The sequence below is a fragment of the Lacticaseibacillus jixiensis genome (genome assembly GCF_042847315.1).
GTDB classification, from domain to species: domain Bacteria; phylum Bacillota; class Bacilli; order Lactobacillales; family Lactobacillaceae; genus Lacticaseibacillus; species Lacticaseibacillus jixiensis.
This window is the reverse complement of record NZ_BAAFPR010000002.1, coordinates 179,853-203,857: the sequence shown is the minus strand read 5'-3', so window position 1 is coordinate 203,857 and position 24,005 is coordinate 179,853. Positions and strand designations below refer to the sequence as shown.

Annotated in this window: 26 protein-coding genes; 16 read left to right on the top strand and 10 right to left on the bottom strand. The window is 52.5% G+C overall.

The window, feature by feature from the left end; genetic code table 11:
- Positions 1 to 9: 9 nt before the first annotated feature.
- The 8 genes from ACGG90_RS02375 (at position 10) to ACGG90_RS02340 (ending at position 9,198) form a co-directional block, all read left to right on the top strand.
- Complete coding sequence (locus ACGG90_RS02375) at positions 10 to 921, top strand: PTS system mannose/fructose/sorbose family transporter subunit IID (protein WP_390405367.1); 912 nt, start codon at positions 10 to 12, stop codon at positions 919 to 921.
- A gap of 810 nt (positions 922 to 1,731) precedes the next feature.
- The gene (locus ACGG90_RS02370; protein WP_390405365.1) at positions 1,732 to 2,196 is read left to right on the top strand and encodes a DUF956 family protein; all 465 of its coding nucleotides are present in this window, start codon (positions 1,732 to 1,734) and stop codon (positions 2,194 to 2,196) included.
- Positions 2,197 to 2,378: 182 nt separating this feature from the next.
- A complete protein-coding gene (locus tag ACGG90_RS02365; protein ID WP_390405362.1) occupies positions 2,379 to 3,698 on the top strand; it encodes an MATE family efflux transporter in 1,320 nt (439 codons plus the stop codon).
- 116 nt (positions 3,699 to 3,814) lie between these two features.
- On the top strand, positions 3,815 to 5,206 hold the full coding sequence (locus ACGG90_RS02360; RefSeq protein ID WP_390405360.1) for an aspartate ammonia-lyase: 1,392 nt from the start codon (positions 3,815 to 3,817) through the stop codon (positions 5,204 to 5,206).
- A gap of 220 nt (positions 5,207 to 5,426) precedes the next feature.
- Positions 5,427 to 5,801, top strand: coding sequence for a nuclear transport factor 2 family protein (locus tag ACGG90_RS02355; protein WP_390405358.1), 375 nt, complete (start codon positions 5,427 to 5,429; stop codon positions 5,799 to 5,801).
- 13 nt (positions 5,802 to 5,814) lie between these two features.
- Positions 5,815 to 7,194, top strand: a complete 1,380-nt coding sequence (locus tag ACGG90_RS02350) for an APC family permease (RefSeq protein ID WP_390405356.1) — start codon at positions 5,815 to 5,817, stop codon at positions 7,192 to 7,194.
- Between the two features lie 92 nt (positions 7,195 to 7,286).
- Positions 7,287 to 8,639: a putrescine aminotransferase gene (locus tag ACGG90_RS02345; RefSeq protein WP_390405353.1), complete on the top strand. Its 1,353-nt coding sequence runs from the start codon at positions 7,287 to 7,289 to the stop codon at positions 8,637 to 8,639.
- A 106-nt stretch (positions 8,640 to 8,745) separates the two neighbouring features.
- On the top strand, positions 8,746 to 9,198 hold the full coding sequence (locus ACGG90_RS02340; protein ID WP_390405350.1) for a hypothetical protein: 453 nt from the start codon (positions 8,746 to 8,748) through the stop codon (positions 9,196 to 9,198).
- A 54-nt stretch (positions 9,199 to 9,252) separates the two neighbouring features.
- Here the strand turns inward: ACGG90_RS02340 and ACGG90_RS02335 are convergent, their stop codons facing one another.
- Entirely contained in the window at positions 9,253 to 9,789 is a 537-nt protein-coding gene (locus ACGG90_RS02335; RefSeq protein ID WP_390405348.1) for a PadR family transcriptional regulator, read from the bottom strand.
- 121 nt (positions 9,790 to 9,910) lie between these two features.
- Here ACGG90_RS02335 and ACGG90_RS02330 point away from each other — a divergent pair, with 121 nt between their 5' ends.
- A complete protein-coding gene (locus ACGG90_RS02330; RefSeq protein WP_390405435.1) occupies positions 9,911 to 10,444 on the top strand; it encodes a phenolic acid decarboxylase in 534 nt (177 codons plus the stop codon).
- Between the two features lie 53 nt (positions 10,445 to 10,497).
- Here ACGG90_RS02330 and ACGG90_RS02325 read toward each other — a convergent pair whose 3' ends face one another.
- Positions 10,498 to 11,526, bottom strand: coding sequence for a DUF916 and DUF3324 domain-containing protein (locus ACGG90_RS02325; RefSeq protein ID WP_390405345.1), 1,029 nt, complete (start codon positions 11,524 to 11,526; stop codon positions 10,498 to 10,500).
- A 319-nt stretch (positions 11,527 to 11,845) separates the two neighbouring features.
- On the opposite strand from ACGG90_RS02325, the gene ACGG90_RS02320 reads away from it, so the two are divergent.
- Positions 11,846 to 12,346, top strand: coding sequence for a hypothetical protein (locus ACGG90_RS02320; RefSeq protein ID WP_390405342.1), 501 nt, complete (start codon positions 11,846 to 11,848; stop codon positions 12,344 to 12,346).
- 141 nt (positions 12,347 to 12,487) lie between these two features.
- Here the strand turns inward: ACGG90_RS02320 and ACGG90_RS02315 are convergent, their stop codons facing one another.
- On the bottom strand, positions 12,488 to 12,985 hold the full coding sequence (locus ACGG90_RS02315; RefSeq protein WP_390405339.1) for a GNAT family N-acetyltransferase: 498 nt from the start codon (positions 12,983 to 12,985) through the stop codon (positions 12,488 to 12,490).
- 367 nt (positions 12,986 to 13,352) lie between these two features.
- Between ACGG90_RS02315 and ACGG90_RS02310 the strand changes: the two genes are divergently transcribed.
- The 5 genes from ACGG90_RS02310 (at position 13,353) to ACGG90_RS02290 (ending at position 18,596) form a co-directional block, all read left to right on the top strand.
- Positions 13,353 to 14,819, top strand: coding sequence for an MFS transporter (locus ACGG90_RS02310; protein WP_390405337.1), 1,467 nt, complete (start codon positions 13,353 to 13,355; stop codon positions 14,817 to 14,819).
- Between the two features lie 175 nt (positions 14,820 to 14,994).
- On the top strand, positions 14,995 to 15,693 hold the full coding sequence (locus ACGG90_RS02305; RefSeq protein WP_390405335.1) for an EAL domain-containing protein: 699 nt from the start codon (positions 14,995 to 14,997) through the stop codon (positions 15,691 to 15,693).
- A gap of 193 nt (positions 15,694 to 15,886) precedes the next feature.
- Positions 15,887 to 16,552 carry an EAL domain-containing protein gene (locus ACGG90_RS02300; RefSeq protein WP_390405332.1) on the top strand — a complete coding sequence of 222 codons (666 nt, stop codon included), beginning with the start codon at positions 15,887 to 15,889 and terminating at the stop codon, positions 16,550 to 16,552.
- An 890-nt stretch (positions 16,553 to 17,442) separates the two neighbouring features.
- A complete protein-coding gene (locus ACGG90_RS02295) occupies positions 17,443 to 17,661 on the top strand; it encodes a P8 family protein (protein WP_390405331.1) in 219 nt (72 codons plus the stop codon).
- Between the two features lie 317 nt (positions 17,662 to 17,978).
- Positions 17,979 to 18,596, top strand: coding sequence for a LysE/ArgO family amino acid transporter (locus tag ACGG90_RS02290; RefSeq protein WP_390405328.1), 618 nt, complete (start codon positions 17,979 to 17,981; stop codon positions 18,594 to 18,596).
- Here the strand turns inward: ACGG90_RS02290 and ACGG90_RS02285 are convergent.
- Positions 18,585 to 19,388, bottom strand: coding sequence for a Cof-type HAD-IIB family hydrolase (locus tag ACGG90_RS02285; RefSeq protein WP_390405325.1), 804 nt, complete (start codon positions 19,386 to 19,388; stop codon positions 18,585 to 18,587). The two genes, ACGG90_RS02290 and ACGG90_RS02285, sit on opposite strands and share 12 nt — an antisense overlap.
- A gap of 70 nt (positions 19,389 to 19,458) precedes the next feature.
- On the opposite strand from ACGG90_RS02285, the gene ACGG90_RS02280 reads away from it, so the two are divergent.
- The gene (locus tag ACGG90_RS02280; protein ID WP_390405322.1) at positions 19,459 to 20,088 is read left to right on the top strand and encodes a pentapeptide repeat-containing protein; all 630 of its coding nucleotides are present in this window, start codon (positions 19,459 to 19,461) and stop codon (positions 20,086 to 20,088) included.
- A gap of 57 nt (positions 20,089 to 20,145) precedes the next feature.
- On the opposite strand, the gene lepB is transcribed toward ACGG90_RS02280, so the two are convergent.
- The 6 genes from lepB to abc-f all read right to left on the bottom strand — a co-directional run bounded on the left by lepB (position 20,146) and on the right by abc-f (position 23,864).
- Positions 20,146 to 20,709 (bottom strand): signal peptidase I, encoded by a 564-nt coding sequence (lepB, locus tag ACGG90_RS02275; RefSeq protein ID WP_390405320.1) that lies wholly within the window; start codon positions 20,707 to 20,709, stop codon positions 20,146 to 20,148.
- A 40-nt stretch (positions 20,710 to 20,749) separates the two neighbouring features.
- Positions 20,750 to 21,184: an OsmC family protein gene (locus ACGG90_RS02270; protein WP_390405318.1), complete on the bottom strand. Its 435-nt coding sequence runs from the start codon at positions 21,182 to 21,184 to the stop codon at positions 20,750 to 20,752.
- Between the two features lie 228 nt (positions 21,185 to 21,412).
- Positions 21,413 to 21,556, bottom strand: coding sequence for a hypothetical protein (locus ACGG90_RS02265; RefSeq protein ID WP_390405315.1), 144 nt, complete (start codon positions 21,554 to 21,556; stop codon positions 21,413 to 21,415).
- Between the two features lie 13 nt (positions 21,557 to 21,569).
- Positions 21,570 to 21,905, bottom strand: a complete 336-nt coding sequence (locus ACGG90_RS02260) for a helix-turn-helix transcriptional regulator (RefSeq protein ID WP_390405313.1) — start codon at positions 21,903 to 21,905, stop codon at positions 21,570 to 21,572.
- Between the two features lie 14 nt (positions 21,906 to 21,919).
- Positions 21,920 to 22,078, bottom strand: a complete 159-nt coding sequence (locus tag ACGG90_RS02255; RefSeq protein WP_390405311.1) for a hypothetical protein — start codon at positions 22,076 to 22,078, stop codon at positions 21,920 to 21,922.
- A gap of 280 nt (positions 22,079 to 22,358) precedes the next feature.
- Positions 22,359 to 23,864 carry a ribosomal protection-like ABC-F family protein gene (gene abc-f / locus ACGG90_RS02250; RefSeq protein WP_390405309.1) on the bottom strand — a complete coding sequence of 502 codons (1,506 nt, stop codon included), beginning with the start codon at positions 23,862 to 23,864 and terminating at the stop codon, positions 22,359 to 22,361.
- Positions 23,865 to 24,005: the final 141 nt, after the last annotated feature.

Here is a 24,005-nt window from a genome sequence, read left to right as displayed (position 1 = left end):
TAGAACACAATGGCTGATCAGATCAAATTAACCAAAAAAGATCGTTGGGACGTCTGCTGGCGTTCAACCTTCCTGCAAGGTTCTTGGAACTACGAACGTATGCAAAACGGTGGCTGGGCTTACTCCTTGATCCCTGCCTTAAAGAAGTTATACACGACTAAAGAAGACCGCGTGGCTGCTTTGAAGCGTCACTTGGAATTCTTTAACACTCACCCATACTTGGCTTCGCCTGTTATCGGGGTTACCTTGGCGCTTGAAGAAGAACGTGCCAATGGCGCACCTGTTGATGACGTTACGATCCAAGGTGTCAAAATTGGGATGATGGGCCCGCTGGCTGGTGTCGGCGATCCTGTCTTCTGGTTCACGGTTCGTCCTATCTTAGGGGCCTTGGCTGCTTCCATGGCCATGTCCGGCTCCATCATCGGTCCAATCATTTTCTTCGTGGTTTGGAACATCATCCGGATCGCCTTCCTGTGGTACACGCAGGAATTCGGTTACAAGGCTGGTTCCAAGATCGCCGACGACTTGTCTGGGACCATGTTGCAAGATGTTACCAAGGGTGCTTCCATCTTAGGGATGTTCATCTTGGGTTCCCTGGTTGAACGTTGGGTTTCTGTCAAGTTCACGCCAACGGTTTCTGATGTTAAGCTTGATAAAGGCGCTTATATCGACTGGAATTCTCTGCCAGCTGGCGCTAAAGGTATCCAAAAGGCCTTACAAGATCAAGCGGCTGGTTTGTCTTTGACTGACCACAAGATCACCACTTTGCAACAGAACTTGGATTCCTTGATTCCAGGTTTGGCCGGCTTGTTGGTAACCCTGCTTTGCATGTGGTTACTCAAGAAGAAGGTCAGCCCGATTATCATCATCTTCGGCCTGTTCATTGTTGGTATCGTCTTGCACGTCCTGAAGGTTATGTAATCAGTTTTGGCAAGATTTCTGCGACTCGGGCATTCGTGTCCGGGTCGTTTTTAGTACCAGAGCGGAGCAGCCCGCACTTAGCGGTGGATATAAGGCGGGATGGCAGTTGGGCGGTTTTGGCCCAATTGACGTCACGACTTATATCACGCCGCATTGGGCTGCGCAGCTCGACGAAGAAACCAGTGCGCGCCACGGAGCTCGACGAAGACCACAGTCGTATCAGGCGTGGACTTGGCAAAGCCCGGACAGGTGTTGCTTCGGTGCGCGGGGAAAGCGTCGGCGCAGGCTGTGCGGCCGGTTCCAACCACGCAAAGTGCGCGTGTTTTCCACCTAACTTTTGAGCTTTGCACTCGCCTGCGGCTCGCCTTGCAAATCTCAAAAGTTGCCGCGATCAGCATAGCGAGCCAAGCACAAACCGCTTGTCTCACTGAGCTGATCGTTTCACGGCCTGACCGACGCTTTCCCCGCGCACCTACGCAACACCTGTCCTCCAGCATTCGAATCAGGTTATCTGATTGTTCGATGAACCGAAGTTGGCATGAGATGCATTGAGGGATTATTTATCAATCTTGAAGCACTGCAGTGTTGGCAGTGCAGTTTGACGAAGAAGCCAGCGCGATGCAAGGTTGGTTTCATGATGTGTCTCAGACTGGATGATTTGGTCTAAGTGACGCCACAGCATCTTCGCAATCGCAAAGCACCGCACTTGACGATTGCGGGTAGCACACGAAACAGTCTTAAGCCCGACGCCTGCAAGTTGCCGGGTCTGGTATAATGTAAGCAGAATAAGAGGGGAAACGGTGATTATCAATGGTCGAATCAGTTGTCGCTAAAGTTGAGTCGTTGAATTCTAAAGTCGAATACGAGACCAGAGGTACCAGTTACATGGGGCTGGGCGATTATGGCAAGATCATGGTCGGTGATCACGGTTTCGAATTCTATGACGATCGCAACATCAAGAATTACATCCAGATCCCGTGGAACGAAGTCGATGTGATCATCGCCTCGATCATGTTCAAAGGCAAGTGGATCCCGCGCATGGCGGTGCGTACCAAGAAGAACGGCACTTATACGTTCTCGTCGCATGATCCTAAAGCATTGTTGCGGGCTTGTCGCGAACATATCCCAGCAGATCACATCGTGCGGTCTTTGACTTTCTGGCAGGTGCTTAAGCCGGCGATCAAGAACTTTCCGACGATCATGCGCAACTTGCCGCAAACAATCAGTAATATTCCTAACAAGCTGCGCAAAATGGGCAATAAGCGCGCCAAATAATTGGCGAAGCATCGGTCACCTGAAAAGGCGGCCGATTTTTTTATGGGGTTGAATATTATTGGCGGCAAGCTTTGGTTGATGATAGGATGGAACCAGCGAAGATCTGGCAAGTCCATGGACGAGCGACCGGCATCGACGTATCTCGTCGCGGGGATACCGCGCGTTGTGGAGGAAGAAAGCTCATGGATGAATTATTTGCGCATGCGCCGGTACCTAAGGCGTACATGCACTTGGCACTGCCGGTGGTGTTGGGGATGGTGGCCAGCATGGTGTACAATCTGGCAGACACTTTCTTTGTCGCCCAAACCGGCAATGCTGATTTGGTGGCAGGGGTGACGTTAGGGGCACCGTTGTTTTCGTTTATGCTGGCGGTAGGCGACATTTTTGGGTTAGGCGGTTCAGCACTGTTGTCGCGGCTGTTAGGTGATGGTAAGCGCCAAGCGGTGCGGGCGTTGTCGAGTTTCTGCTTGTATGCGGCGATCGGCTTGGCGTTGGTGATCACCGCGGCGTTGCTGCTGTTCAAGCAGCCGATTTTGACGCTGTTAGGCGCAACTGCAGCCACGCGCGGGTATGCAGGGGATTTCTATACCATGCTTTCGCTTGGCGCAGTGTTTATCATCGTCTCGCTGGTGCCTGGCAACATCATTCGTACCGAAGGCTTGGCGCAACAGTCGATGATCGCGACGCTGGCCGGTACGGCATTGACGATCGTCTTAGATCCGGTGTTCTTGTTTGGCTTGCATTGGGGCGCAAGCGGCGTGGGCTTGGCCAATGTCTTAGGTTATGCGCTGAATACCGGCTTGTTGTTGTGGTTTACGCAACGCCGTGCCCAATATCTCAGCATTGAGCCGCAAGTGGCCAAAGCCAGTAAGCAGGCGCTGTGGGCGATTCTGGCAATCGGGATCCCAGCCAGCTTGACGAATTTCATGCAAAGCTTAGGCACAATGCTCTTAAACCAGCGTCTGGCCGCTTACGGTGCTAATGCGATCGCTGCGATGGGCATTGCGCAGAAAGTCTATATGATCGTGATGTTGATCATGGTGGGCTTTGCCTTTGGCGCCCAGCCGTTGATTGGTTATAACTTCGGCGCCAAGGCGCATCAGCGCTTGCAGGCGATTTTGCGCTTTGATTTTAAAGTGGAAATCGGTTATGCCGTCGTGGCTGCGGCGTTGTTGATGCTGTTTGCCAAGTCGCTGGTGGCGCTATTCATGGATCAGCCGCAAATCGTGGCGATGGGCAGTTTGATGATGCGGGCGCTATTGATCACGACGCCGTTTATTGGGGCGATCTTGGTGTTCACCACCGTGTTTCAATCAGTCGGCCAGCCGCTTGGGGCGTTGGTCATGGCTGTCGCTCGCCAAGGCGTGGTATTTGCCATCGCTTTGTGGCTGCTGCCGCAGTGGTTGGGCTTTGATGGCATCGTGTGGGCCCAAGCAGTGTCTGATGTGCTCACTTGTGCGATCGGCTACGGGTTGTATCGCCGCGGCAAGAAAGTAATGTGAGCTAAGCTGCCAATTTTGGCAGTTTTTTTGACAGGTTGTCAGACAAGATCACAAATCTGCTTGTTTGTGCGCGGCTAACGGCTATACTGACCCCATACCATAAGGGGGCTAAGATGATGCATTACGAAGAAGACTGTATCGGGCGGCTGGCGGTAGACGATAATGTATTGTATGGCATTCATACAATGCGCGCCTTGACCAATTTCCCGATCCGTGATGAAGCGACTGACACATTGCTGTTTCGCAGCTTGATCGTGATCAAGAAGGCGGCTGCGGCGATCAATGCCGAAGCCGGCACCTTAGATGCCGCCAAGGCTCAAGCCATTACTGACGCATGCAATGCGCTGTTGTTGGGCAAGCATCAAGACGCGCTAGTTGCGCCGGCCATTCAAGGCAGCGCTGGCACCAGCGTCAACATGAACGTCAATGAAGTGCTGGCCAAGCTGGGGATGCGGCTGCATCCAGAGCTCACCTTGCATCCCAATGATGATGTCAATCAAAGCCAATCGACTAACGATACCTACCCGACTGCCGGACGCATGAGCTTGTTGATGGCCCAACCAGCTTTGCTGAACGCTTTGGCCAAGTTGTGCCATGCGCTGTTGACCAAAGCCGACGATTATGCCGAAGTGGTCAAAGTCGGCCGCACCCAACTGCAAGACGCCACGCCTTTGACTTGGGGGATGAGCTTTCGCGCGTATACAACCATGTTGACGCGCGATATGCGCCGCATCAAACAAGCCGGGGCGGCCTTGGCTATGGTCAACCTTGGCGGCACAGCGGTGGGGACTGGCCTTAACGCCAGCGATTATTATCGCAGCCATATCGTGGCTCGCGTGGCGGAGTTAAGCGAGCTGCCGCTGCAATTGGCTGATGATTTGATCGATGCCACGCAGAATGCCGACGATTACGTCCAATATTCCGGCGCCTTGAAAGCTTTGGCGGTAGATCTGACCAAGTTGTGCAATGACTTGCGGTTGCTTGGCAGCGGTCCGCAAGCCGGGTTCAATGAATTGAAGCTGCCGCCGCGCCAAGCCGGCAGCTCGATCATGCCAGGCAAAGTCAATCCGGTGATTCCGGAAGTGGTTAACCAAGTGGCCTTTGAAGTGATGGGCCATGATTTAACGGTGACGATGGCCGCCAGTGCCGGGCAGCTGGAGCTTAACGCATTTGAGCCAATCATTTTTCGTGATTTGCGGTTGAGTCAAGATGAGCTTAACTCGGCGCTGCGCACATTATGCGACAATTGCATCGCTCAGCTGCGCGTCAACACGTCACACAGTATTGATAACGTCCAGCACTCTGCTGTGGCGGCCACGGTGTTGAATCCGTATCTGGGCTACACCAAAACGACGGCCTTGATCCAAAAGGCGGTCGCTTCCGGCCGCAGTGTGCCAGCGCTGCTGAAAGCGCAGCGGTTGATGCCGGATAGTTTGATCAGTCACTTATTTTCCCCGGCAGTGTTGACCAATCGCATGCCGGCAGCGACTAAAGAACGTCGCGTATAAACATCGTGATCATCAAGCCTCGAACATTGGGTTCGAGGCTTTTTTGTTACTCTGAAACGATAACGCAAATAAATTCAGTAATTGTGATAATACCTGACAAAGAAACCGCTTTCCCTGTTCATTGTGCACCATTGATCGGTGAATATTGGCGATGCGGGCCAATGCGATGAGGCGCGATTGTCGGTAAACTAAGCTCATCAATCAATAAGGCGGTGTTGACATGAGTCCTCAAGCATACATGAAAGCTTGGCAGCAAGCGGATCGTGAAGCATTCTTGGCGCTGTTGGCCAAAGATTTCTCTGCGACTGAAGCAGACGGTGCGACTTACAATGGTTTAACTGAAGCGGCACAATGGTTTGATGCATGGCACCAGCGCTTTGTGATGCTGGACTGGCAGCTAAGCGGTGAGTATCCGCAAGGGTTTCACACATTAGCGAAGTGGACCTTGACTTATGCCGACGCCAGCACGCCGATGATGGCCGTTGTGGTCGATGGCATGTCTGACTATCTCATCCAAGGTGGGAAACTTGTGGCTTTAAGCGAGTATCAACTCGCCCATGATCATTTTCGGCCATACGCCGACACTGCAGTCTGAAAGGAGCACGCCTATGCCACATAAATTTCATTTGTTTGACGCCGTATTGATGGCCGTGGTGGTGGTGATGGTGGTTGAAGCCATCACCCCGGCAGCTGCGATTGGGCCGGCGCAATTCTTCTGGTGGGGCTTTTTGATGGTGTTCTTCTTTGTGCCATATGGGCTGATCGCCAGTGAGCTTGGCACGACGTATCCAGAAGCCGGCGGGTTGTATGTGTGGGTGCGCAACGCCTTCGGTCAGCGCTTCGGCGGCCGCGCGGCTTGGCTGTATTGGGTGAACTTTCCAATTTGGCTGGCCAGCATGGCGATCTTGTTTGTCGACAGCTATACCGAATTGTTCCATGTGCATGTGCCAGCACCTGTCATGCTCTTGGTCGAATTGGCTTTTGTTTGGGGCGTGGTGGTCGTTGGCAACTGGCCGGTGGCTGAAAGCAAGCTGCTGATCAACGCCGCAGCTTTTGCCAAAATGCTCTTGGTGATCGTATTAGGGGTCATGGGCGTCTACGCCTTGTTGCATCACGGCATGGCCACCAAGTTGACCGTGGCCACGATGCTGCCGCATGCGGATATGGCCAGCTTGTCGAAACTGTCGATTATCATCTTCAACTTCCTGGGGTTTGAAGTGGTAGCCAGCATGGCACCGCATATGCAAAACCCGCGCAAGCAGATCCCGCAAGCCTTGTTATTAGGCGGGGTGTTGGTCATGGTGTTCTACTTATTGGCGGCCTTTGGCATCAGTGCCGCGCTGCCGACCAAAGCCGTTTCTGGTGCTTCTGGGTTGATCCAAAGTTTGGTGTTGCTGCTGCAAGGGCAGCCGCTAATCGTGATTGGGTTGGGTTTGTTGTTTATGTTCACCTTGTTTGTGGAAATGGTATCTTGGATCGGCGGCGTTAACAGCGTGGCGACGCAAGCTGCTTTAGACAAGGCGCTGCCGCAGGCGTTTGCCGCGACTAACGCGCATGGTCAAAGCGTGGGTGCTGGACGATTGACCGGATTATTAGCCAGCTTGATTTGTGTGGTGATGGTGCCTTTGGCCAATACTGATGCCTTCACGCCGGTGTTCACCTTGAATGTCGTGGCATTGTTGATGGCTTATCTGTTGATGTTTCCCGCCTTCTTGAAACTGCGCCAAAAAGACCCGAATGCCAAGCGGCCGTTTAAAGTTGGCGGCAATCGCTTGGTGCTCACCTTAATGGCGGTGATTCCGGAATTGTTGTTGCTGGCGACGTTGGTCTTTACGTTATTAGCAGTCGATTCGCTGGTCGCAGGCGTCATCTTGTGGGGCGGGACATTCGCCTTGTTGGTCATTGGTGAAATCGTCGTTCGGCATCAACACTTGGTGCCAGTGGGTGCACCGCAGCCAACGCCGGTGCAAGCGCCGCTTCGGAGGTAATCATATGATGATCGTCAATATTCCCCGGTGGGCCAAACCGCCAACCAGGCTGCCTTGTTGGTAATGTTGAAACATCCCAAGGAGGTCAGTCTATGAGTAAAGAAGCTGTGATTTCAGAGCTTGACGATGTGTTGAGTTTCATCAAGAGTGATCATGTCGATGAACCAACGGCAGATAAGATCACTGCAGATACGCTGAATTATTTTGATAACTATGTGTCACCAGGCTGGTTGAAGTATCGCAAGTCGGTTTCTACTGATGCTACCGTGGTGGAATGGTCAGACAAAGACGCCGTTTGCCGCGGCTTGCGGGGTGAAGAATTTATTGATTGTTTAGGCGGTTTCGGGATCTATACTGCCGGGCACCGCAATGATTTCATCATGGATGCCGTCAAAGCCCAGTTGAAGCATCAAGCCTTGCACTCACAAGAATTGCTGGATCCGCTGCGGGGGTATTTGGCCAAGGCGGTGTCTGACATCACGCCTGAAGGGTTGGATTATTGTTTCTTCACCAACGGCGGTGCTGAAGCCGTTGAAATGGCTTTGAAGCTGGCGCGTATCGCCACAGGCGGCCGCTGGTACATTTCCACGATCGGTGCGTTTCATGGCAAGTCGATGGGCGCCGTCTCCATGGTCGGCAAAGGCGCCTATCGCACGCCATATATTCCCATGGTGCAACAGGTGCAGCATGTGGAATACGGCAACGCCGAAGACATGGAAAAAGCCATCCGCAACTTGCAAACCGTGGGCGAGAAAGTCGCCGCAGTGATCCTGGAACCGGTGCAAGGCGAGGCCGGGGTCATTGTGCCGCCTAAGGGCTATTTAGCCAAGGTTCGCGATATCTGTACCCGTTACGGCGTGGCGTTGATTTTTGATGAGATCCAAACTGGTATGGGACGCACCGGGACGATGTGGCGTTGTGAAGCTGAAGGTGTCACACCAGACATTATGACTTATGGCAAGAGCTTTGGCGGCGGCATCATGCCCATCACCGGCATTATTTGCAACAAGAAGCTGTGGGTGCAACAACTCATCGATAACCCTCGGCTGTTAGGCTCGCCGACTTTTGGCGGCAACCCGCTATGTTGTGCAGCGGCTTTGGCGACGATTCGCTTCATGTTAGCCGAAGATATTCCAGGCCAAGCCAAGGCCAAAGGCGAATACCTGATCCCGAAGCTGCAGGCTTTAGCGGACAAGTACCCAGATGTGATTCAAGAAGTGCGCGGCGTCGGCTTGATGATCGGCGTCGAATTCCACTCTGATGCTATCGGCTACAGCGTATCTAAAGGCCTGTTCTCGCGTGGGGTCTTAACGGCAGGCACGTTAGTCAACTCGAAGACGATCCGCTTTGAGCCGCCGGCAGTGATCACTTATGAACAAATCGACAAGGTGATCGCCCGCATGGATGAAGCTTTAGCCGCTACTCGCGCCAGCGGCGTTAAATAGACGTGCAAAATACCGTTGCCTTGAAGAGCAGCGGTATTTTGCGCTTAAAAGCCCCTTGACCTGTAACGCGTTACAGGCGTTACAGTAAAGCTGAGGGGGTGGTAGGATGATCATCGATACATTGCCGCCAGTTTATCCGCAAGTCCATTTGGCGCGCTATGATAAACTCAGCGCGTTAAAGCAAACGGCTGCGTATTTGCATGAAGCGCTGGGGATGGACCTGATGCAAGCGCGGGCCAGCTTATTGGCCAGTGCAGCAAGCGATAGTGTGCAACTGACGACACAAGCGGCCTTGGTGCATGTGACCGATCCTAACTGCACCACGCCAGGGGTGGTGGTGTTGACCTTGCGCCATCCGATCGTTTGGGTGGCGGCGGCAACACCAGTCACCACGTTGATCGTGTTGCGGGTGCCGCAGCTGACGACTGCTGATGAGTTGGCCAACTTGCGCAAACATGCTGCTGCAGTGGTCAAGCAAGCACAACAAGCGGGCGATTTGACCCAGTGGCAAGATGATGCAGTCGGGCTGGCCTTATTGGCAGCAGATATTATCGCTTAACTCAACACCAGGCTCACTGCAGGCATTTATTGGCAGTGAGCCTGGTGTTTTGGGTTAAATCATGGTCAATGCCGCTTGCAGCCACTGGCAGTATTCAACTTCCCGTTTGATGGCGTGATCGAGGATCAAATAATGTCCGATGCCTGAAGCGGGTTGGCCTAGCGGAAATTTCGTGGCCAGTTGGCGGCGCAGGTGTTCCAATTTGCCTTGATGAAAATCTGCTTGAGCGTGCAGCATCGCCGGCAAGCGCGGGTCGGCTAAGGTGTCGATGAAATACAGCTTCACAGCAAACTCGTCTTTGCCGCTAGCAGCCGGCACCGTTTCTTCGCCTAACCAATCGTTAAGGGTGTTTTCACCGCTTTCTGTCAGCGAGTAGCGCTTGCGCTCCAATTTCTCGCCGGTGACTTCATCGGCATGCACGATCGCGCCGGCTTCTTCTAAGCGGCGCAATTGCGGATAGATCTGCGAATGCTGCGCCGACCAGAACTCGCCCAGGTCTGAATCAAAGGCCTTCGTCAGCTCATAGCCGGTGCGCGGTTGTTGATGAAGCAGGCCTAAGATGATGAATTGCAGAATGTTTTTTTGCGCCATTGTTATTTTCTCCTTGACTGTTTGTCACTGTTTAGCATATCATAATCAAGTCGACAAAAACATGTCAATAAATACATGATATTAAAAACAGGAGGCCCTTTTGATGGCAAACTTAAATCATATGGACAAACACTTCGAAACTTTAGAAGATTTCTTAGGTACGCACTTCATTTATACCTATGACAATGGCTGGGAATACGAATGGTACTGCAAGAACGACCACACTGTTGATTACCGCATCCATGGCGGCATGGTGGCAGGCCGCTGGGTCACCGATCAAGAAGCCCATATTACAATGCTGATTCCAGGCGTCTACAAGATCGCTTGGACGGAACCAACTGGCACCGATGTCGCGCTGGACTTCGTGCCTAACGAACACAAGCTCAACGGCACCATTTTCTTCCCGAAGTGGGTCCAAGAACATCCAGAAATCACGGTTTGCTACCAGAACGAGCACATCGATTTGATGGAAGAATCCCGCGAGAAGTACGAAACTTACCCGAAGCTGGTGGTACCAGAATTTGCCACCATCACTTACATCGGCGACGCTGGCGTGGACAACGACCAAGTGATTGCCAAAGAACCTTACGCCGGCATGCCAGATGACATCCGTAACGGCAAGTTCTATGACGAGAACTACCAAATGATCAAGTAATCTCGATTTGCCAAAACGCCTCTGCACGAATTTGTGCAGAGGCGTTTGGTGGTTCAATGGTGCCGTTTATGCCGCAAGCTGCCGCGGGCCAGAAAAATCGCGATCAGCAACAACCCCAGTCCTGCGTCAAGCATCAGATAAAGCCCCCAAGGCGGGGCAGGGTGCTTCAAGTCAACGGCGGCTTGATTGAGCTTGGCAGCAGATGCGCCGGTGATGGTGAAGGCTTTGGTAAAGTGCCACTGATACTTGCCGCCACTGGCTGAAGCAGTGAGTTGCAAGCGGTAGTGCCCAGCTTGCAAGGGCTGATTTTGCGTTGACAGCGGGTAGGCAAAAGTCGAATTCGGTGCCATGGTCATGTTGGCTTTGGTACTGGTCAAGACGGGCTTGGCGTGGCCTTGTTTGGTGATGATCGCCGCCAGTTGAAGCTGATGGATCAAGTTAGGCTTGAGGTTGGCCAAGTTGATGGTGATGCTGTTGTGATCGTTGTGCAGCTGCGCTTTGATCCCGCGCAGCACCAATTGCGGTTTCAAGGCGGTGTAGCTGGCGTCTTCTTGCAAGGCGATGCCGATCACGTATGCAAATTGATTATGCAACTGAACGCCTTGACCTGAAGCGGCCGCAGCAGTGCTGACTTCTTGGACCTGCAACCCGCCTAGCACCAACCCGGCAAAATGCGTCGGCGGGGTGTGCAAGCGAATCGGCACGGTTTGGGTCGTCTTAGCCGGCACAGTGACTGACGCTGGCACAGTCGCCATTTGTTGCAAGTCCGCGGCTAAACCGGCACGGGGCTTATTGGCGTGGTTGGTGTAATCAATGGCCCCATTGGCATTGGTGGTGGCCCGGTTGATCGCCAAAAGGTAGCGATGGGCGCAGGTGTCTTGGTTGGTGATCGTGATCGTTAATTGCTGCGCGGTGTTTGGGGCAACCCGCAGCGCAAAATAACCCAGCGAGTGATCGATTTGATTGCTGGGCTGTTGGATAGCGACGCGATAATGCAGGGTTTCAGCGGAAACCGGTGAGCTGGGCATCAAGCCAAGCGCCATTAACAGCGCCAACCAAATGATGCAGCAGATTCTTCGCATGAGCATTCCTTTGAGTTGGTCGGCAACCTGGTGACCAACGAGATAATGTACGGCATTGTTTTCTACTATGTAAGTAATCATGAGAATCTGGTGAAAATCACGATATTTCTTAAAATATCAGCGATCGTCAGGCGCCAAAGCCGTGTCATGGCGCGATGGCGAATATAATAACAAAGCCTCACGCTTACACAAGGCTGGTTGAACCATTATCCTAAATCTATTTTTTCAAATCGATTGTGATCGGTGAGAACGAATGGTATAACTGTTTACATTGAAAGGTACATACCACACTTGTCATTCATGGTTTGGGGGAATCATCATGATCAAGCACTTGACCTTCTTGCGGCTGCTGACGCTTTGCGTTGGCGGCGCAGCTTTGTTGAGTTTGTTTCCAGTTACTGTGCACGCAGCGCAAACGACTACTGCTACTGTCACGTTTACCAGACCTAAAGCCGCTGTGATCGCAGTGGCCGATGCCGAAAGTATCAAGCTTGGCCCGACTGTCACCGCTAGCCAAGATGCACAAGTCTTGACGGCGCAGGTGGCAAAACCAGTCGCCATGACCGAGCTGGGTTTAGCCGAAGGTTGGACATTGTCGGTTGCCGCTTCGAACTTAGTTGATCAAGCGGCCCAGCACACGATCAAAGCGGCGCAATTGCGCTTGGGTTCAGGCACGACGGTCACAACCGGCGATCCTGCCGGTACGCCAGTCGCAACAGACACTGCTCAAGGCGTTTCATTGCGTATTCCAACTGGCAATGCTGCAGGCAGCTATCAGGCAGATTTGACTTGGACGCTGGTTAACAGTATCCAAGAATGATGGGCAACACGTGGTACCATAACAAGTGAATTTAACTGCTCACTCATCGATCCGGCCACAGCGGCTTAGCTTGCTGCGGCGGGTCGTTTTTCATTCATGCTAGAAGGTCATTATTGCAATGGCCTTTTTGCATGCGAAATTTCAGGCGAAGCGCTTGCCCAGAATGTCTAAGCTGCGCAATTGATCGTCCATTAAGGCGACATCCGGCAGGTGTGCCCAGCGTTCAAAGCCGTTATGAGTGAACAAGCCCAAACTTGGTGCATTGTGATGGAAGATAAATGCCACTAAGGTGTCGATGTCCAAACGCGGCAGTTGGCTAATTACAAAATCCAACGCTTGCTGGCCCAAGCCTTGATGGTGAAATGCGGTTGCAATGTAGATGCTGATCTCGGCGGTGTGGGCATAGGCAGGGCGGCCGTAGAAAGCCTCTAAGCCGACCCACCCGGCGATTTGATCGTCAACTTGGATCAGCCACAAAGGCCGGGTGTTATGGTCGTAAGCAGCAAACCACGCCTCTTTATCGGCAACAGTGACTGGTTCAAGATCAGCCGTGGCTAAACGGCCGGGAATGGCTTGATTATAAATCGCGACGACTGCTGGCAAGTCGGCATGCGTCGCATAAGTAAATTTAAGTGTCATGATTTCCTCCCAATTTTCCACTATCATAACGCGTCAGTGCAGGGTGTGGCGAGGGATTATGGCAGAAATTTTGCCATTAGGCGTCGTGTCAGATTAGCGGTATAGTAGATAGTATCGGATTTTTCCCCAGAGCGCAGTGGCGCGTACTTAGCGGGTCGGGTAGCCTAGCTATCGGGCTTGAGGCGTTCTTTGCCTCGAGTTCGATCGCGTAGCTAACCGCACCCGCGTTGCGCCACAGAGCTCGACGAAAACCATAGCGCAGCAAAGCGGGCTTAGCGGTGGATATAAGACTGGATGACATTGGATGTTGTCTTTGTTGATTGCTTGCTGCGATGCGCGCTTAGTGTAAGAAGAAAAGGGGTTTATCGTGTCAAAGAAAAATATCTGGCTGGTCACTTTCGCATTGTTATTGTCTAATGCGATGAGCGGCTTGGACAACACCATTGTCAACACGGCCTTACCGGCGATCATCGCCGATTTGCGCGGTTTGGAGTTAATGGGATGGATCGTGGCGATCTTCTTATTAGGAACGGCGGTATCTACGCCGCTTTGGAGCAAGTTAGGCGAACGGTTAGGCAACCGGCGCGCCTATCAAACTGCGGCCTTATTGTTTGTGGTGGGCAGCTTCTTGCAAGGCATGGCGCCGAACATGTTGACGCTGATCGTGGCGCGGGCGGTAGCTGGCGTCGGCAACGGCGGCATGGTCTCTTTGCCATACATCATTTATGCGCAATTATATAAGAATCCCCGCAAAAGGATGCAGGTGCTGGGTTTGGTTTCGGCCAGTTATTCAACTGCGACGATCATTGGCCCGTTAGTCGGCGGGGCGATCGTTGATGCATGGTCGTGGCATTGGGTATTCTACCTTAATGTGCCGATCGGCTTGATCTCAGCCTTGCTGGTGCAGTTATTCTTCAAAGAAGAAAAGCGCGCCGCCAGTGAAGCACCGGTGGATTATCGCGGTGCCAGCTTGCTGATCTGCGGGTTGGTGGCGCTATTGGCAGGCATTGAAATGATCGGCAGCGCACCGGTGATCATCATTGCCGTTTTGCTGGTGGTGGCTGTGGTGGCGTTGGCGACATTAGGCGCAGTCGAGCGGCATGCCAGTGACCCGATTATTCCGGGACGCTTGTTCAAAGACCCTGAATTGGTGATTGATTTCGTCTTGTTTACCTTGATTTGGGGCGCGTTCATGGGCTTTATCGTGTATGCGCCGATGTGGGTGCAAGCGTTGTTAGGGGTGTCGGCGTTAGTCGGCGGCTGTACGCAGATTCCAGGCTCATTCACCAACTTCTTAGGTTCAAGCAGCAGCGCCCCGCTGCGCCGCCACTTAAGCGCTCAGCAAGTGGTGTTAGTCGGGATCTTGACCTTGACGATGACGTTTGTGATCATGGTGTTGGTCAATGTGCACGCGCCTTATTGGGCGGTGATGTTAGCCGGAGCCTTTCAAGGGTATGGCAACGGGATGGTGTTTGCCGAGCTGCAAGTCAAGGTGCAAACCGATGCCGATCCTCAAGACGTGCCGGTGGCGACAAGCTTCAGTTTCTTGATTCGCATGATTTCGCAAACGATGACCGCCGCGGTGTATGGCTTGTTGATGAATCACGCCTTGCGCTTAGGTGTGGCCCACAGCCATGGCGCCATCACGATCAAAATGATGAATAACTTATCTAACGCCCAAAGCAAAGCCAGCTTGCCTAAGCAGCTCTTGCCGCAAATGCGGGCGATCATGTTCAACGGCTTGCACCACATTATGTGGTTGGGACTGGCGTTGATGCTGGTGGCGTTAGCGGTGAACTTATATGCGCTGCATCGCGAACGGCAGCTGGCTTGATGGTCGGAATTGTTAAATAATTCTTGTGGATTTTTACGGATAACCTGCTATAATGGATTTAACTTAAGAACATAACTGCTCAAGTTCGGGTGTTTCACCCGAGCATACGACCCGCGCATGAGAAAGACATGCTCGAGTCGTTTTTTTGTTCTAAGAAGCTGCGGGGGGTAACGGGATGTACACCATATTTGCACAATCTAAATACGCCATGAATGAGCCGGAAGCTGAACCCATCGGCTATGAATTGTTCGTGCGCCGCTGGGATAATGGACAGTGGGTGTTGCCGGATCCTTTCGACAAGATCGGGATCGTGATGCTTAATAATCTTTTGCGGCAAACGATCGCCAGAATGCCGGCGCGCATTCAGCTGTTGTCGTTCAACTTGGAGCAGAATCAGTTCGTTGATCCGGCTTATGCCGCAATGGTCGCCAGTGTTCAGCGTGACACCAAGATCCGCATGGTCACCGAATTGACGGAACGGCTTAGCGAATGCGTCAAGCCGCAACAATTGCTGGCTGCAGCCAAGCGCTTCACGGCGTTAGGCTTGGAAGTATGCATCGATGATGTTGGTACCGGCCAGAACTCACCGGCTTTGGTCACCTTGATGAATGATTATGTTGACGAATATAAATTTGCCTTTCAGAACTTCCGGCCTGCTGCCACGGTTCACGAATTAGGGCCGCAGCTGCGGTTTTGGACAGAAATGGCCCAGCATCATCACAAGGTCTTGGCTTGGGAAGGCATCGAATCCGGCGTTGAACTGGCGCTGTTGAGCGCGCGTTATCCAGGCAACTTATTGCAAGGCTTCTTGTTTAGCCGGCCGATGCGCATTCCAGGTGTCGCCTATGAGCCGCAAGCCGCCTGCGGTGAATAGCGCATAATTAACAAGATTTTTTGAATTTATATTGTGTATAAATAATAAGTAAGCTACAATAATCTACAGTCAGTAAAAAATTCGCAATAGCAAAACTGCTCAAGTTCGACATTTGTTCGAGCATACGACCCGCGCATGAGAGAGACATGCTCGGGTCGTTTTGTATTTTCGTGGGCTTGTTGGAGGTATGTAGATGTTCCGGTTCTTTGGACAACCGAAGTTTGATTTGGTGCCAGGGCATAAGGCGCCGATCGGTTATGAATTATTTATTCGAGAGTGGCAAGACGAGCGCTGGGTACTGCCTGAAGATTTCAGTGCATTGACAGATACGCTGATCGAATCGTTGTTGGATAAGGTCTTGGAAGTGATGCCGGCCAGCGTGACGATGGTGTCATTCAACTTGGAGCAAGATCAGTTCATTGCGCCGGAATTCATGGCGATGTGTCAGCGCGTTCAGGCACGCACGGATTTGAAACTGTTCATCGAATTAACTGAGCGCTTGGCAGACGGCGTGAGCGAAGCCCAATTGGTCCAAGCCGCCAAGCGTTACAGCGATGCAGGGTTGCTGGTGTGCGTCGATGATGTTGGTACTGGCCAGAACACGCCGGAAATGGTCGAGGCGATGAATGATTCAGTTGCTGAGTATAAATTTGCGCTGCAGAATTTCCGCCCATTTGCTGACCTTGAAGCAATCAAGCCGGAATTGGATTTCTGGTATGACATGGCCCAGCGCGAGCATAAGTGGTTGGCCATTGAAGGCATCGAGACGCAAGCAGAGCTCGACCAGATCCGCCGCGAATACCCTTGCGATGTGGTGCAAGGGTATCTGATGGGCAAACCAGCACTCATCGCAGAATAAAACCAGAGCGGAGCAAAGCGTTCTTAGCGGGTCAATTAGCCTAGCCCTCGTGCTTGCGGCGTACTTTGCCGCGAGTGCGGGGGCGTAGCTAATTGCACCCGCGTTGCTTTGCGCAGCTCGACGAACCCCAGAGCGGAGTGGCGCGAACTTAGCGGGTCAGGCAGCCTAACCATCGGGATTGAGGCGTACTTTGCCTCGAGCTCGATGGTGTAGCTAGCTGCACCCGCGATGCGCCACACAGCTCGACGAAGACCACAGTCGCAGCATGCGGGGACTTGAGCAGGGTGTGGTTTTGGTAAGGCCCGGCCAGGCGCTGCTTCGGCGCGCGGGGCAAGCGTCGGCGCAGGCGGTGCGGCCGGTTCCAACCACGCCAAGTGCGCGTGTTTTCCACCTAAGAATTGAGCCAGGCGCTCGCTTTGCTCGCCTGCCTGTCTCAATTCTTGCCGCGATCAGCGTTGCGAGCCAAGCACAGCCCGCTTGTCTCATTACGCTGATCGTTTCACGGCCTGACCGACGCTTGCCCCGCGCGCCTACGCAACGCCTGGCCTACTGAATTCGCGTCGGGATAGTCAGTGGCGCAATGAATCAATACGCAGGAGATCATGGATATTGTTCGAGTCGCGAGCCCAGCGAGTTTCACGGTTCTGCGCTGCACAGTTTTGTCCCAGCAGGTCGTTATCTTCAATGTCATCAACCTAACGCAACAAGGCCAGAGCCGATAACTTCTCGTTAGCGGTTCTGGCCTTGTTGCGTGGGGTTACAATTTTGAACTGCCAACGCCATTGTGAAATATCCCGATTTCAAGATTATGTTAATTTAATTGTGCCGAAATCAGTGAGAAGGACTATAATGAACTTGTAAGTAAAAATAGCATATGGAGGAATTGAATCATGGCTGCAGTTGTAGAAAAGACAATGATGTTGGACGAACCGATGAACGCTGTATTCGATTGGAGCAAGGACGAAACGCCCGTTCGTGACGCGCTTTGGAACTTCTATATGGAGCAGAATGCCCACGACACAATCAAGACTGAAGAGCAGATGAAGCCATTACTCGACGCCTCCAACGAGGATGTTAAGGCTTTGGCTGAGAAGTTGCTCAAGAAGTAAGGCTTGCCTGACATTACAAATGTTGCACCAATAAATATGTGAATAAACGACTGAGCTGCTGTGTGGGCTCGGTTCAAAAAAATTACCGATGGGCCGCGATCGTTTCTTAAATCGTGGGCCATCGGTATTTTGTTAAAGACTGGCGTTGACACCAAGCAAATGCTTCGCTAGAATAACAATAAATCAAATCGCTATTAGATCATGTCGTCGTCGGGCGCATGATTTAGGCATCCGTTCCACGATCGTAGGCACAGCGGCAACGCTGGAAGATCGGGGAGCGGATGCCTTTTGTTTTGGTAGCAGTTGGAGGAAGTTTGATGTTAAATGTTTATTTGCGCGGTTTGTTGATCTCAATCGCTTTGGTGTCGTCGATTGGGATGCAGAATCTGTTCGTGTTCAACAACGCCATGGCCAACCGCATGCGGCGGGCTTTGATGATCACAGGTTTCGTGTGGCTTGCCGATACGGTGTTGACTTTGTTTGCCTTCTTAGGCGTCGGCAGCTTGATCATGCATTATACTTGGCTGCGGCTGACGATTTTGATCGTCGGCGGCGCAGTGGTGGTGTGGATGGGCTACGGGATCTTTGCTGGGGCCAATACCAAGACGATCGACGGCACGCCAACGCCTTTGCCATTGAAAGAAGCGTTCAGCGGTGCGTGGGTCGTGGCTTTTGCCAACCCGCAGGCGATCATTGATACCAGTGTGTCATTTGGGGCGATGCGCGGGACGCTGGCCAATGGCGAGGTGCTGCCGTTTCTGTTAGGCATCTTGACTAGCACGGCGTTGTGGTTCTTTGGCGTGACGCTGATCATTAACGTGGTCAAAAACCGCCTGCCGCAGAAGTTCTTGTTGTGGGTCAACTTGATTTCCGGTGTGGTGGTGATGATTTATGGCTGCAGCTTGTTATGGCATGCGGTGACGTTAATCTTTTAGCCAGCGCAAGATACCTACGCCAACCCCGTCTTCGTCGTTGCCATCGGTGATATACGTGCAGACTTTCTTCACGTCTTCATGCGCGTTGGCCATGGCGATGGGTGTGCCCACGGCTTCAAGCATCGGCAGGTCATTATGGCCGTCGCCAAAAGCCGCGGTTTCTTCGCGGCGCAAATGCAAGTGTTCCAAGACATATTGAATGCCGGTGGATTTCTTGGCGGCTTTGGCAGTGATTTCCAAATATGCCCCGCCTGAGCGCTGAACGGCGATTTCCGGCATGGCCAACGCTGTTAACGCTTGTTCCAGCGCTTCCATTTCCGCTTCGTTGAAGGTGATCAGCATAATCTTAAAGATGTGCAGCGCATTTGCGGTGTCGGCAGGTTTGACAATCAACTGCGGCGCTTGTTCAGTGAGACTTTGTTCATATTTGATGCCATCGTCGATGCGAGCGGTGTACCAATGGCTGCGATCGTAGTAACTCAAGGACACTTTAGGAAAATCTCGGGCAATCACCGTCAACAGCTTGCGCACAGCGGCATGGCTCAACGGCGTTTGGGCCAGCGGGGTGAAGCGTCCGCCATCAGGCAAGAAGATCAAGCCGCCATTGAAGGCGATTTGGGCGCCAGTGAGGTGCAGTTTATCGATTGCCGGGGCCATTTCGATCGGTGCGCGCGCCGATACCAAGGTCACTGGGATCTTGGCGGACAGGATCTTCTCGGCGTTAGTCGCGGTCAATTGTCCTTGCGAATCCAGTAAGGTACCATCCATATCGGTAAAAATGTGTCGGATCATTGTTCGTTCCCCCTTGCAGTCCGTGTATTAAGCGGTTACGATAACTGTACCACACTTGGGAGGTTTGGAAATGCTTACACCGCAGATCAGTGCAGATTTGACCCAGACAGATTACACCGCCTGGCAAAGCGAAGAACCTTATTTAACTGGCGTTGAGATCAAAGCAGCGCCTGTCCCGACCAGGCTGCTGCATCATCCAACAATTGAGAACGCGCGCATTGCGCACTGTGACTTTACCAAGCTGCAAGCCGAGCGCTTCGAGGCCAGTGACGTGGTGTTTCGCCATTGTGATTTTGCCAATGTGGATTTGAATCAAGCCGGCTTATACCGGGTGCAGTTCATTGACTGCCGCTTGGTCGGGTGTGATTTAAGCCGCGCGTATTTGGCTAACGTGGCGTTTGAAGATTGCCAAATGGATATGGTTTGGCTGCAAGCGGCCACGATGAAAACCGTCAGCTTTACCACTTGTCATTTGGCCAATGCCGAATTCAGCAGCAGTAAAGTGACTAAGCTGACCATGGACGACTGCGACATCAACGGCTTAGGCTTGTCGCGGGTGCCGTTGAAAGGCTTGAACCTGAGCACTTGCCGTTTCACCAGATTAGAGCTGGATAGCGGCAACGTGCGCGGGTTGACCGTCACCGCCGAACAAGCCAGTGCGCTGGCGGCGCGCTATTTGGGTTTGGTGATCGTGGATTGAGCATACAAATAAGCGCCTGCATCACGTCAATCGTGATGCAGGCGCTTATTTGTATGCTCAGAACTTATGCCAAGTCGACAGCGGCCAGTAGCGGCAGACGACGACGGATTCAACTTGTGCGTCGCTGATGAAACCAAAAGCACGCCCGTCATGGGAGATCAAGCGATTATCGCCCATGACGAAATAGTGGTGAGCCGGTACTTTGGTACTGTCAGTCGCTTTAAGGGTAGCCAAGGAGAAGTTGCCGGTAAAGTCGGCCACGGCATAATGTTTCAGCGACCGTTTGGCAAAAGCGGTGTGCAAATAAGGTTCATTCTGCTTGTGGCCGTTGATATACAGCTGATCATTGGTCACTTTGATCGTATCGCCAGGCATGCCGATGACGCGCTTGATGTAGAGCTGATTGGTTTTGTCTGGCGCATTTAACACGATGATGTCAAAGCGCTTAGGCTGCACTTGTTTCACAGACAACAAGCGCTGGCCGGATTCTAAGGTCGGCTGCATTGAATCACCGTCGACGATATCGTTGGCCAAATAATGCCTGGTGCCGGCGAAGACGCCGATGAACACCACTGCCAAAAGCAGCAGCCACCGCCAAGAGAATTTATCATGTTGGGCCAATTGCGCCACCACCTTCATGGTCACGCAAGAAGCGGACCGATTATTCTCCTAACTGCGGCTCATCGCTGAATTCATCGACCAAGGCAAAATGCACCGTCTCATTGTCTTTCAAGAGCTTTGCGACTGGACATTCATCCAAAGCTTGATCGATAATGGCTTGCGCATCTGCTGGCGCATAGCCAGGCATGCGGATCTGAGCGTGCACCACGAAGCGATAGCCGATGGTGTCATGTTCAATATCGACGCGGACGCGCAGTTGCGAGTCTTCTGGTTGATGCTGGCGATGTTGCACAATGCGGATCGTGGCGTTGAAGCAAGTGGCCAAAGCTAAGCCAATGAACTGCTCAGGATTGGTGCCTGGTTCTTTGAGCAAAGAGCTGGACACCCCAAGTGCCAAGCCTTCGTTGCCTTCGACGAAGCTGGTACCGGTGAGCCCGTTGTGATTCTGCACGAACGTATGATAAAGCGATGGCATGAGAATTCCTCCTCAAACCGTCGGCCCCCCACCGCGGTTAGGTTATTTGTAGTCGCTTTCAGTTTAACACAATTTCACAAGTTATACGAAATCTGCGTATTATCAGTGAGCTGGCAACCCGACGCGTAGATAAGTCATTCCGATTCAATGGCAAAAGGCGCCTGAATCTGCACATCCAGATTCAAGCGCCAATTGATTACGCAGTTGCCACAGGACCAATGGTCAAGGTCAACGGCCGGCCGAGGGCGTTGGCGAGTTTGTTTTTTCCTCATTGTAGACTTCGCGGTAGGAAGAGTCCTTCATCATTTCCGCGAAGTAGGCGTCGAGATCACCGGTGTGTGCCATGGTGAATTCGTGCAGATCTTTGCTCATTTATCGTCTTCCTCTAAGCCAGTGACCAGTCATACTGCTTAAGATAGTCGGGATCGCCAGCTTTGTCTTTAGGCGTGGGCTTGGTGGTATGCGCCAGACGATAGGTGGTATCCAAGCCGAGCAGCATTTGTGCTGGGATCCCAGTCACTTCTTCGATCGAAAGGGCCACGGTCGGGGAGATGAATGCTTTGCGGTGGAGTACTTGAGACAGGTGCTTTTCCGAAACGCCGATGCGCTTGGCAAAGTCGACATGCGCAATATGGTAGGTCGCCAGCGTTTCTTCGATCGTGTCGGCGGCTGAGTATTCGCTAAGGTCGTCTGGGACAATTTTGTTTTGACGATTTAACATCGGATCTTCCTCCTTTAGTGGTAGTCTTCGATTGCAATGATTGAGATCGTGATGATTTCTGCGGTTTTGATCGTTTGCTGATCATGGCGATCATAACCCTCAAAGACCATGCGCCAGTTGGGACCAACGTCAACGGCAAACATGTTTTCGTGATCGCCGAGCAGCGCGTGCATCCGCGCTGGCGGAAGTCGCGAGATGTCGTCTAAGGTCTTCGCTTGTTCAAATTCGGCGAGTCGTTGACCAATACGATTGGCACGGTCACGCCCGAAGGCTTTGACACGCAGTCTTCGATTGCTGAGTATCTTCGTCAGCTTGGTTGTTTCACCAGAGTATTACATGCATTTGCCTCATAGGTAAACTTTACCACGTTAGTAAAGAAGATTTAAGATTAATGAGATTGTTTAGCGTATCAAAAGGCGCACTTCATTGCCTCAGGCTGTCTTATACACATCGCTAAACCCGCTTTGCTTCACTTTGGTTCAGGCGCACGATTTTGGTGGCGACTTTGTCGATGAAGGCTTGATCATGTTCGACAAAAAGCAGCGTTGGCTTAGCCGCCAAGATGCTGTCGGCCAGCTGATCTTGGTTGTACAGATCCAAGTAATTCAGCGGCTCATCCCACACATATAAACTTGCCGGCGTTACCAAAGAGGCGGCCAAGGCAACTTTCTTCTGTTGGCCTAACGAAAGATGCTCGATCGGTGTGGTGAAGCTGGTGCGCTCAAGGCCCAGTTTCTTTAAGTTGTTCAGCAGCGCTTGATAAGGCAAGTGTTGTGCTTCAGCCCATGCTTGAATGGTGCCGGTGGCGTGATTGTGCTGCGCCAGCCAACTGGTGGCAAGTTTGGGCTGCGTCAAGCTGCCTTGCTGCTCACCGCGCCAAGTGCCGGCAATGGCATGCAACAAGGTGGATTTGCCGATGCCGTTAGGACCAACTAAGGCCACGCGGTCGCCTGGGCGGATATCAAAGCGCACCGGCGCAAACAAGGGCTTGGCACCAGGATAGTTTAACGTGATATCTTCAGCATGGACATAAACGTCATGATGATCAGGAATAACGCTGATCGTCAGCGGTGCTACCGTTTCAACGTTTTGCAATAAGGCAGATTTGGCTTGGATTTCCTTATCCATGCGGTGTTCAAGGTTCTTGCGCTTTTGCATCACGCGCGCGGCGCGGGCTCCCACGAAGCCTTTGTCGGCAACGGCACCTGAGCCTTTGACATGGCGATCGCCGTATTTGTCCTTTTCACGCGACGCGGCCCATTCGCCTTTCTTGGCGGCAGTTTGCTGCAAGCGATTGATGTCTTGGCGCAGTTTCTGATCTTGCGCGGCTTCGGCTTGATCTTGGCTGGCCTTGGCGGTGGCGTAAGTGGTGTAATCGCCTTGATGCAAGGTGATTTGCTGGCGGTCGATGGCCAGAATGTGGTCGCACACCGCATCCAGAAAGTCGCGGTCATGGCTGACGGTGATGAAGCCGCTTTGTTGCTTGAGGTAAGCGGCGACTTGCTGACGGCCGGCTTGGTCGAGGTGATTGGTGGGCTCATCGATCAAGGCGAAGCGGTCATGGTCGGTGAACAGCAACGCCAAGCGCACCTTGGTTTGTTCGCCGCCGGATAAGTCAGCAAAAGGCCGCCATAACAATTCCGGATTCAAGCCCATTAAGTTCATTTCCCGCTCAAGCTGCCATTGCTCGAAATCATTGGTCGCTTGTAAGGCGTACAAGGTCAGCTGCGCCGGGTCGCTGATCGGTTGGGGAAAATAATTCAACGCCACTGGCACACTGATGGTGCCAGTGTAATCGAGTTGGTGTTGCAACAGGCGCAACAAGGTCGTTTTGCCGCGGCCGTTTCTGCCGACCAAGCCCAGATGCCAGCTGGTGTCGAAGTTAAAGGCCACGTCTTGAAACAGCGGGGCTTGGCCGTCATAAGCAAAGTTAAGATGATTTAAGGTGATCGTAGACATGAGAATTCCTCCGTGAATGGCGGATCCGCACGCAAAAAAAGACGAGCACACTGATCGTCCAAGGGTCAATGAACCCCTTGGTAGTCAGTCCATAGTACAGATGTCCTGATCCGGTGTGTTGGCACACCAAACTACGCAATT

What these genes read in the sequence shown, in the direction of transcription:
- ACGG90_RS02375 (WP_390405367.1), top strand. Translation starts at nt 10, where the DNA reads ATGGCTGATCAGATCAAATTAACCAAAAAAGATCGTTGGGACGTCTGC.
- ACGG90_RS02370 (WP_390405365.1), top strand. Translation starts at nt 1,732, where the DNA reads ATGGTCGAATCAGTTGTCGCTAAAGTTGAGTCGTTGAATTCTAAAGTC.
- ACGG90_RS02365 (WP_390405362.1), top strand. Translation starts at nt 2,379, where the DNA reads ATGGATGAATTATTTGCGCATGCGCCGGTACCTAAGGCGTACATGCAC.
- ACGG90_RS02360 (WP_390405360.1), top strand. Translation starts at nt 3,815, where the DNA reads ATGCATTACGAAGAAGACTGTATCGGGCGGCTGGCGGTAGACGATAAT.
- ACGG90_RS02355 (WP_390405358.1), top strand. Translation starts at nt 5,427, where the DNA reads ATGAGTCCTCAAGCATACATGAAAGCTTGGCAGCAAGCGGATCGTGAA.
- ACGG90_RS02350 (WP_390405356.1), top strand. Translation starts at nt 5,815, where the DNA reads ATGCCACATAAATTTCATTTGTTTGACGCCGTATTGATGGCCGTGGTG.
- ACGG90_RS02345 (WP_390405353.1), top strand. Translation starts at nt 7,287, where the DNA reads ATGAGTAAAGAAGCTGTGATTTCAGAGCTTGACGATGTGTTGAGTTTC.
- ACGG90_RS02340 (WP_390405350.1), top strand. Translation starts at nt 8,746, where the DNA reads ATGATCATCGATACATTGCCGCCAGTTTATCCGCAAGTCCATTTGGCG.
- ACGG90_RS02335 (WP_390405348.1), bottom strand. Translation starts at nt 9,789, where the DNA reads ATGGCGCAAAAAAACATTCTGCAATTCATCATCTTAGGCCTGCTTCAT.
- ACGG90_RS02330 (WP_390405435.1), top strand. Translation starts at nt 9,911, where the DNA reads ATGGACAAACACTTCGAAACTTTAGAAGATTTCTTAGGTACGCACTTC.
- ACGG90_RS02325 (WP_390405345.1), bottom strand. Translation starts at nt 11,526, where the DNA reads ATGCGAAGAATCTGCTGCATCATTTGGTTGGCGCTGTTAATGGCGCTT.
- ACGG90_RS02320 (WP_390405342.1), top strand. Translation starts at nt 11,846, where the DNA reads ATGATCAAGCACTTGACCTTCTTGCGGCTGCTGACGCTTTGCGTTGGC.
- ACGG90_RS02315 (WP_390405339.1), bottom strand. Translation starts at nt 12,985, where the DNA reads ATGACACTTAAATTTACTTATGCGACGCATGCCGACTTGCCAGCAGTC.
- ACGG90_RS02305 (WP_390405335.1), top strand. Translation starts at nt 14,995, where the DNA reads ATGTACACCATATTTGCACAATCTAAATACGCCATGAATGAGCCGGAA.
- ACGG90_RS02300 (WP_390405332.1), top strand. Translation starts at nt 15,887, where the DNA reads ATGTTCCGGTTCTTTGGACAACCGAAGTTTGATTTGGTGCCAGGGCAT.
- ACGG90_RS02295 (WP_390405331.1), top strand. Translation starts at nt 17,443, where the DNA reads ATGGCTGCAGTTGTAGAAAAGACAATGATGTTGGACGAACCGATGAAC.
- ACGG90_RS02290 (WP_390405328.1), top strand. Translation starts at nt 17,979, where the DNA reads ATGTTAAATGTTTATTTGCGCGGTTTGTTGATCTCAATCGCTTTGGTG.
- ACGG90_RS02285 (WP_390405325.1), bottom strand. Translation starts at nt 19,388, where the DNA reads ATGATCCGACACATTTTTACCGATATGGATGGTACCTTACTGGATTCG.
- ACGG90_RS02280 (WP_390405322.1), top strand. Translation starts at nt 19,459, where the DNA reads ATGCTTACACCGCAGATCAGTGCAGATTTGACCCAGACAGATTACACC.
- ACGG90_RS02270 (WP_390405318.1), bottom strand. Translation starts at nt 21,184, where the DNA reads ATGCCATCGCTTTATCATACGTTCGTGCAGAATCACAACGGGCTCACC.
- ACGG90_RS02265 (WP_390405315.1), bottom strand. Translation starts at nt 21,556, where the DNA reads ATGAGCAAAGATCTGCACGAATTCACCATGGCACACACCGGTGATCTC.
- ACGG90_RS02260 (WP_390405313.1), bottom strand. Translation starts at nt 21,905, where the DNA reads ATGTTAAATCGTCAAAACAAAATTGTCCCAGACGACCTTAGCGAATAC.
- ACGG90_RS02255 (WP_390405311.1), bottom strand. Translation starts at nt 22,078, where the DNA reads ATGCACGCGCTGCTCGGCGATCACGAAAACATGTTTGCCGTTGACGTT.
- abc-f (WP_390405309.1), bottom strand. Translation starts at nt 23,864, where the DNA reads ATGTCTACGATCACCTTAAATCATCTTAACTTTGCTTATGACGGCCAA.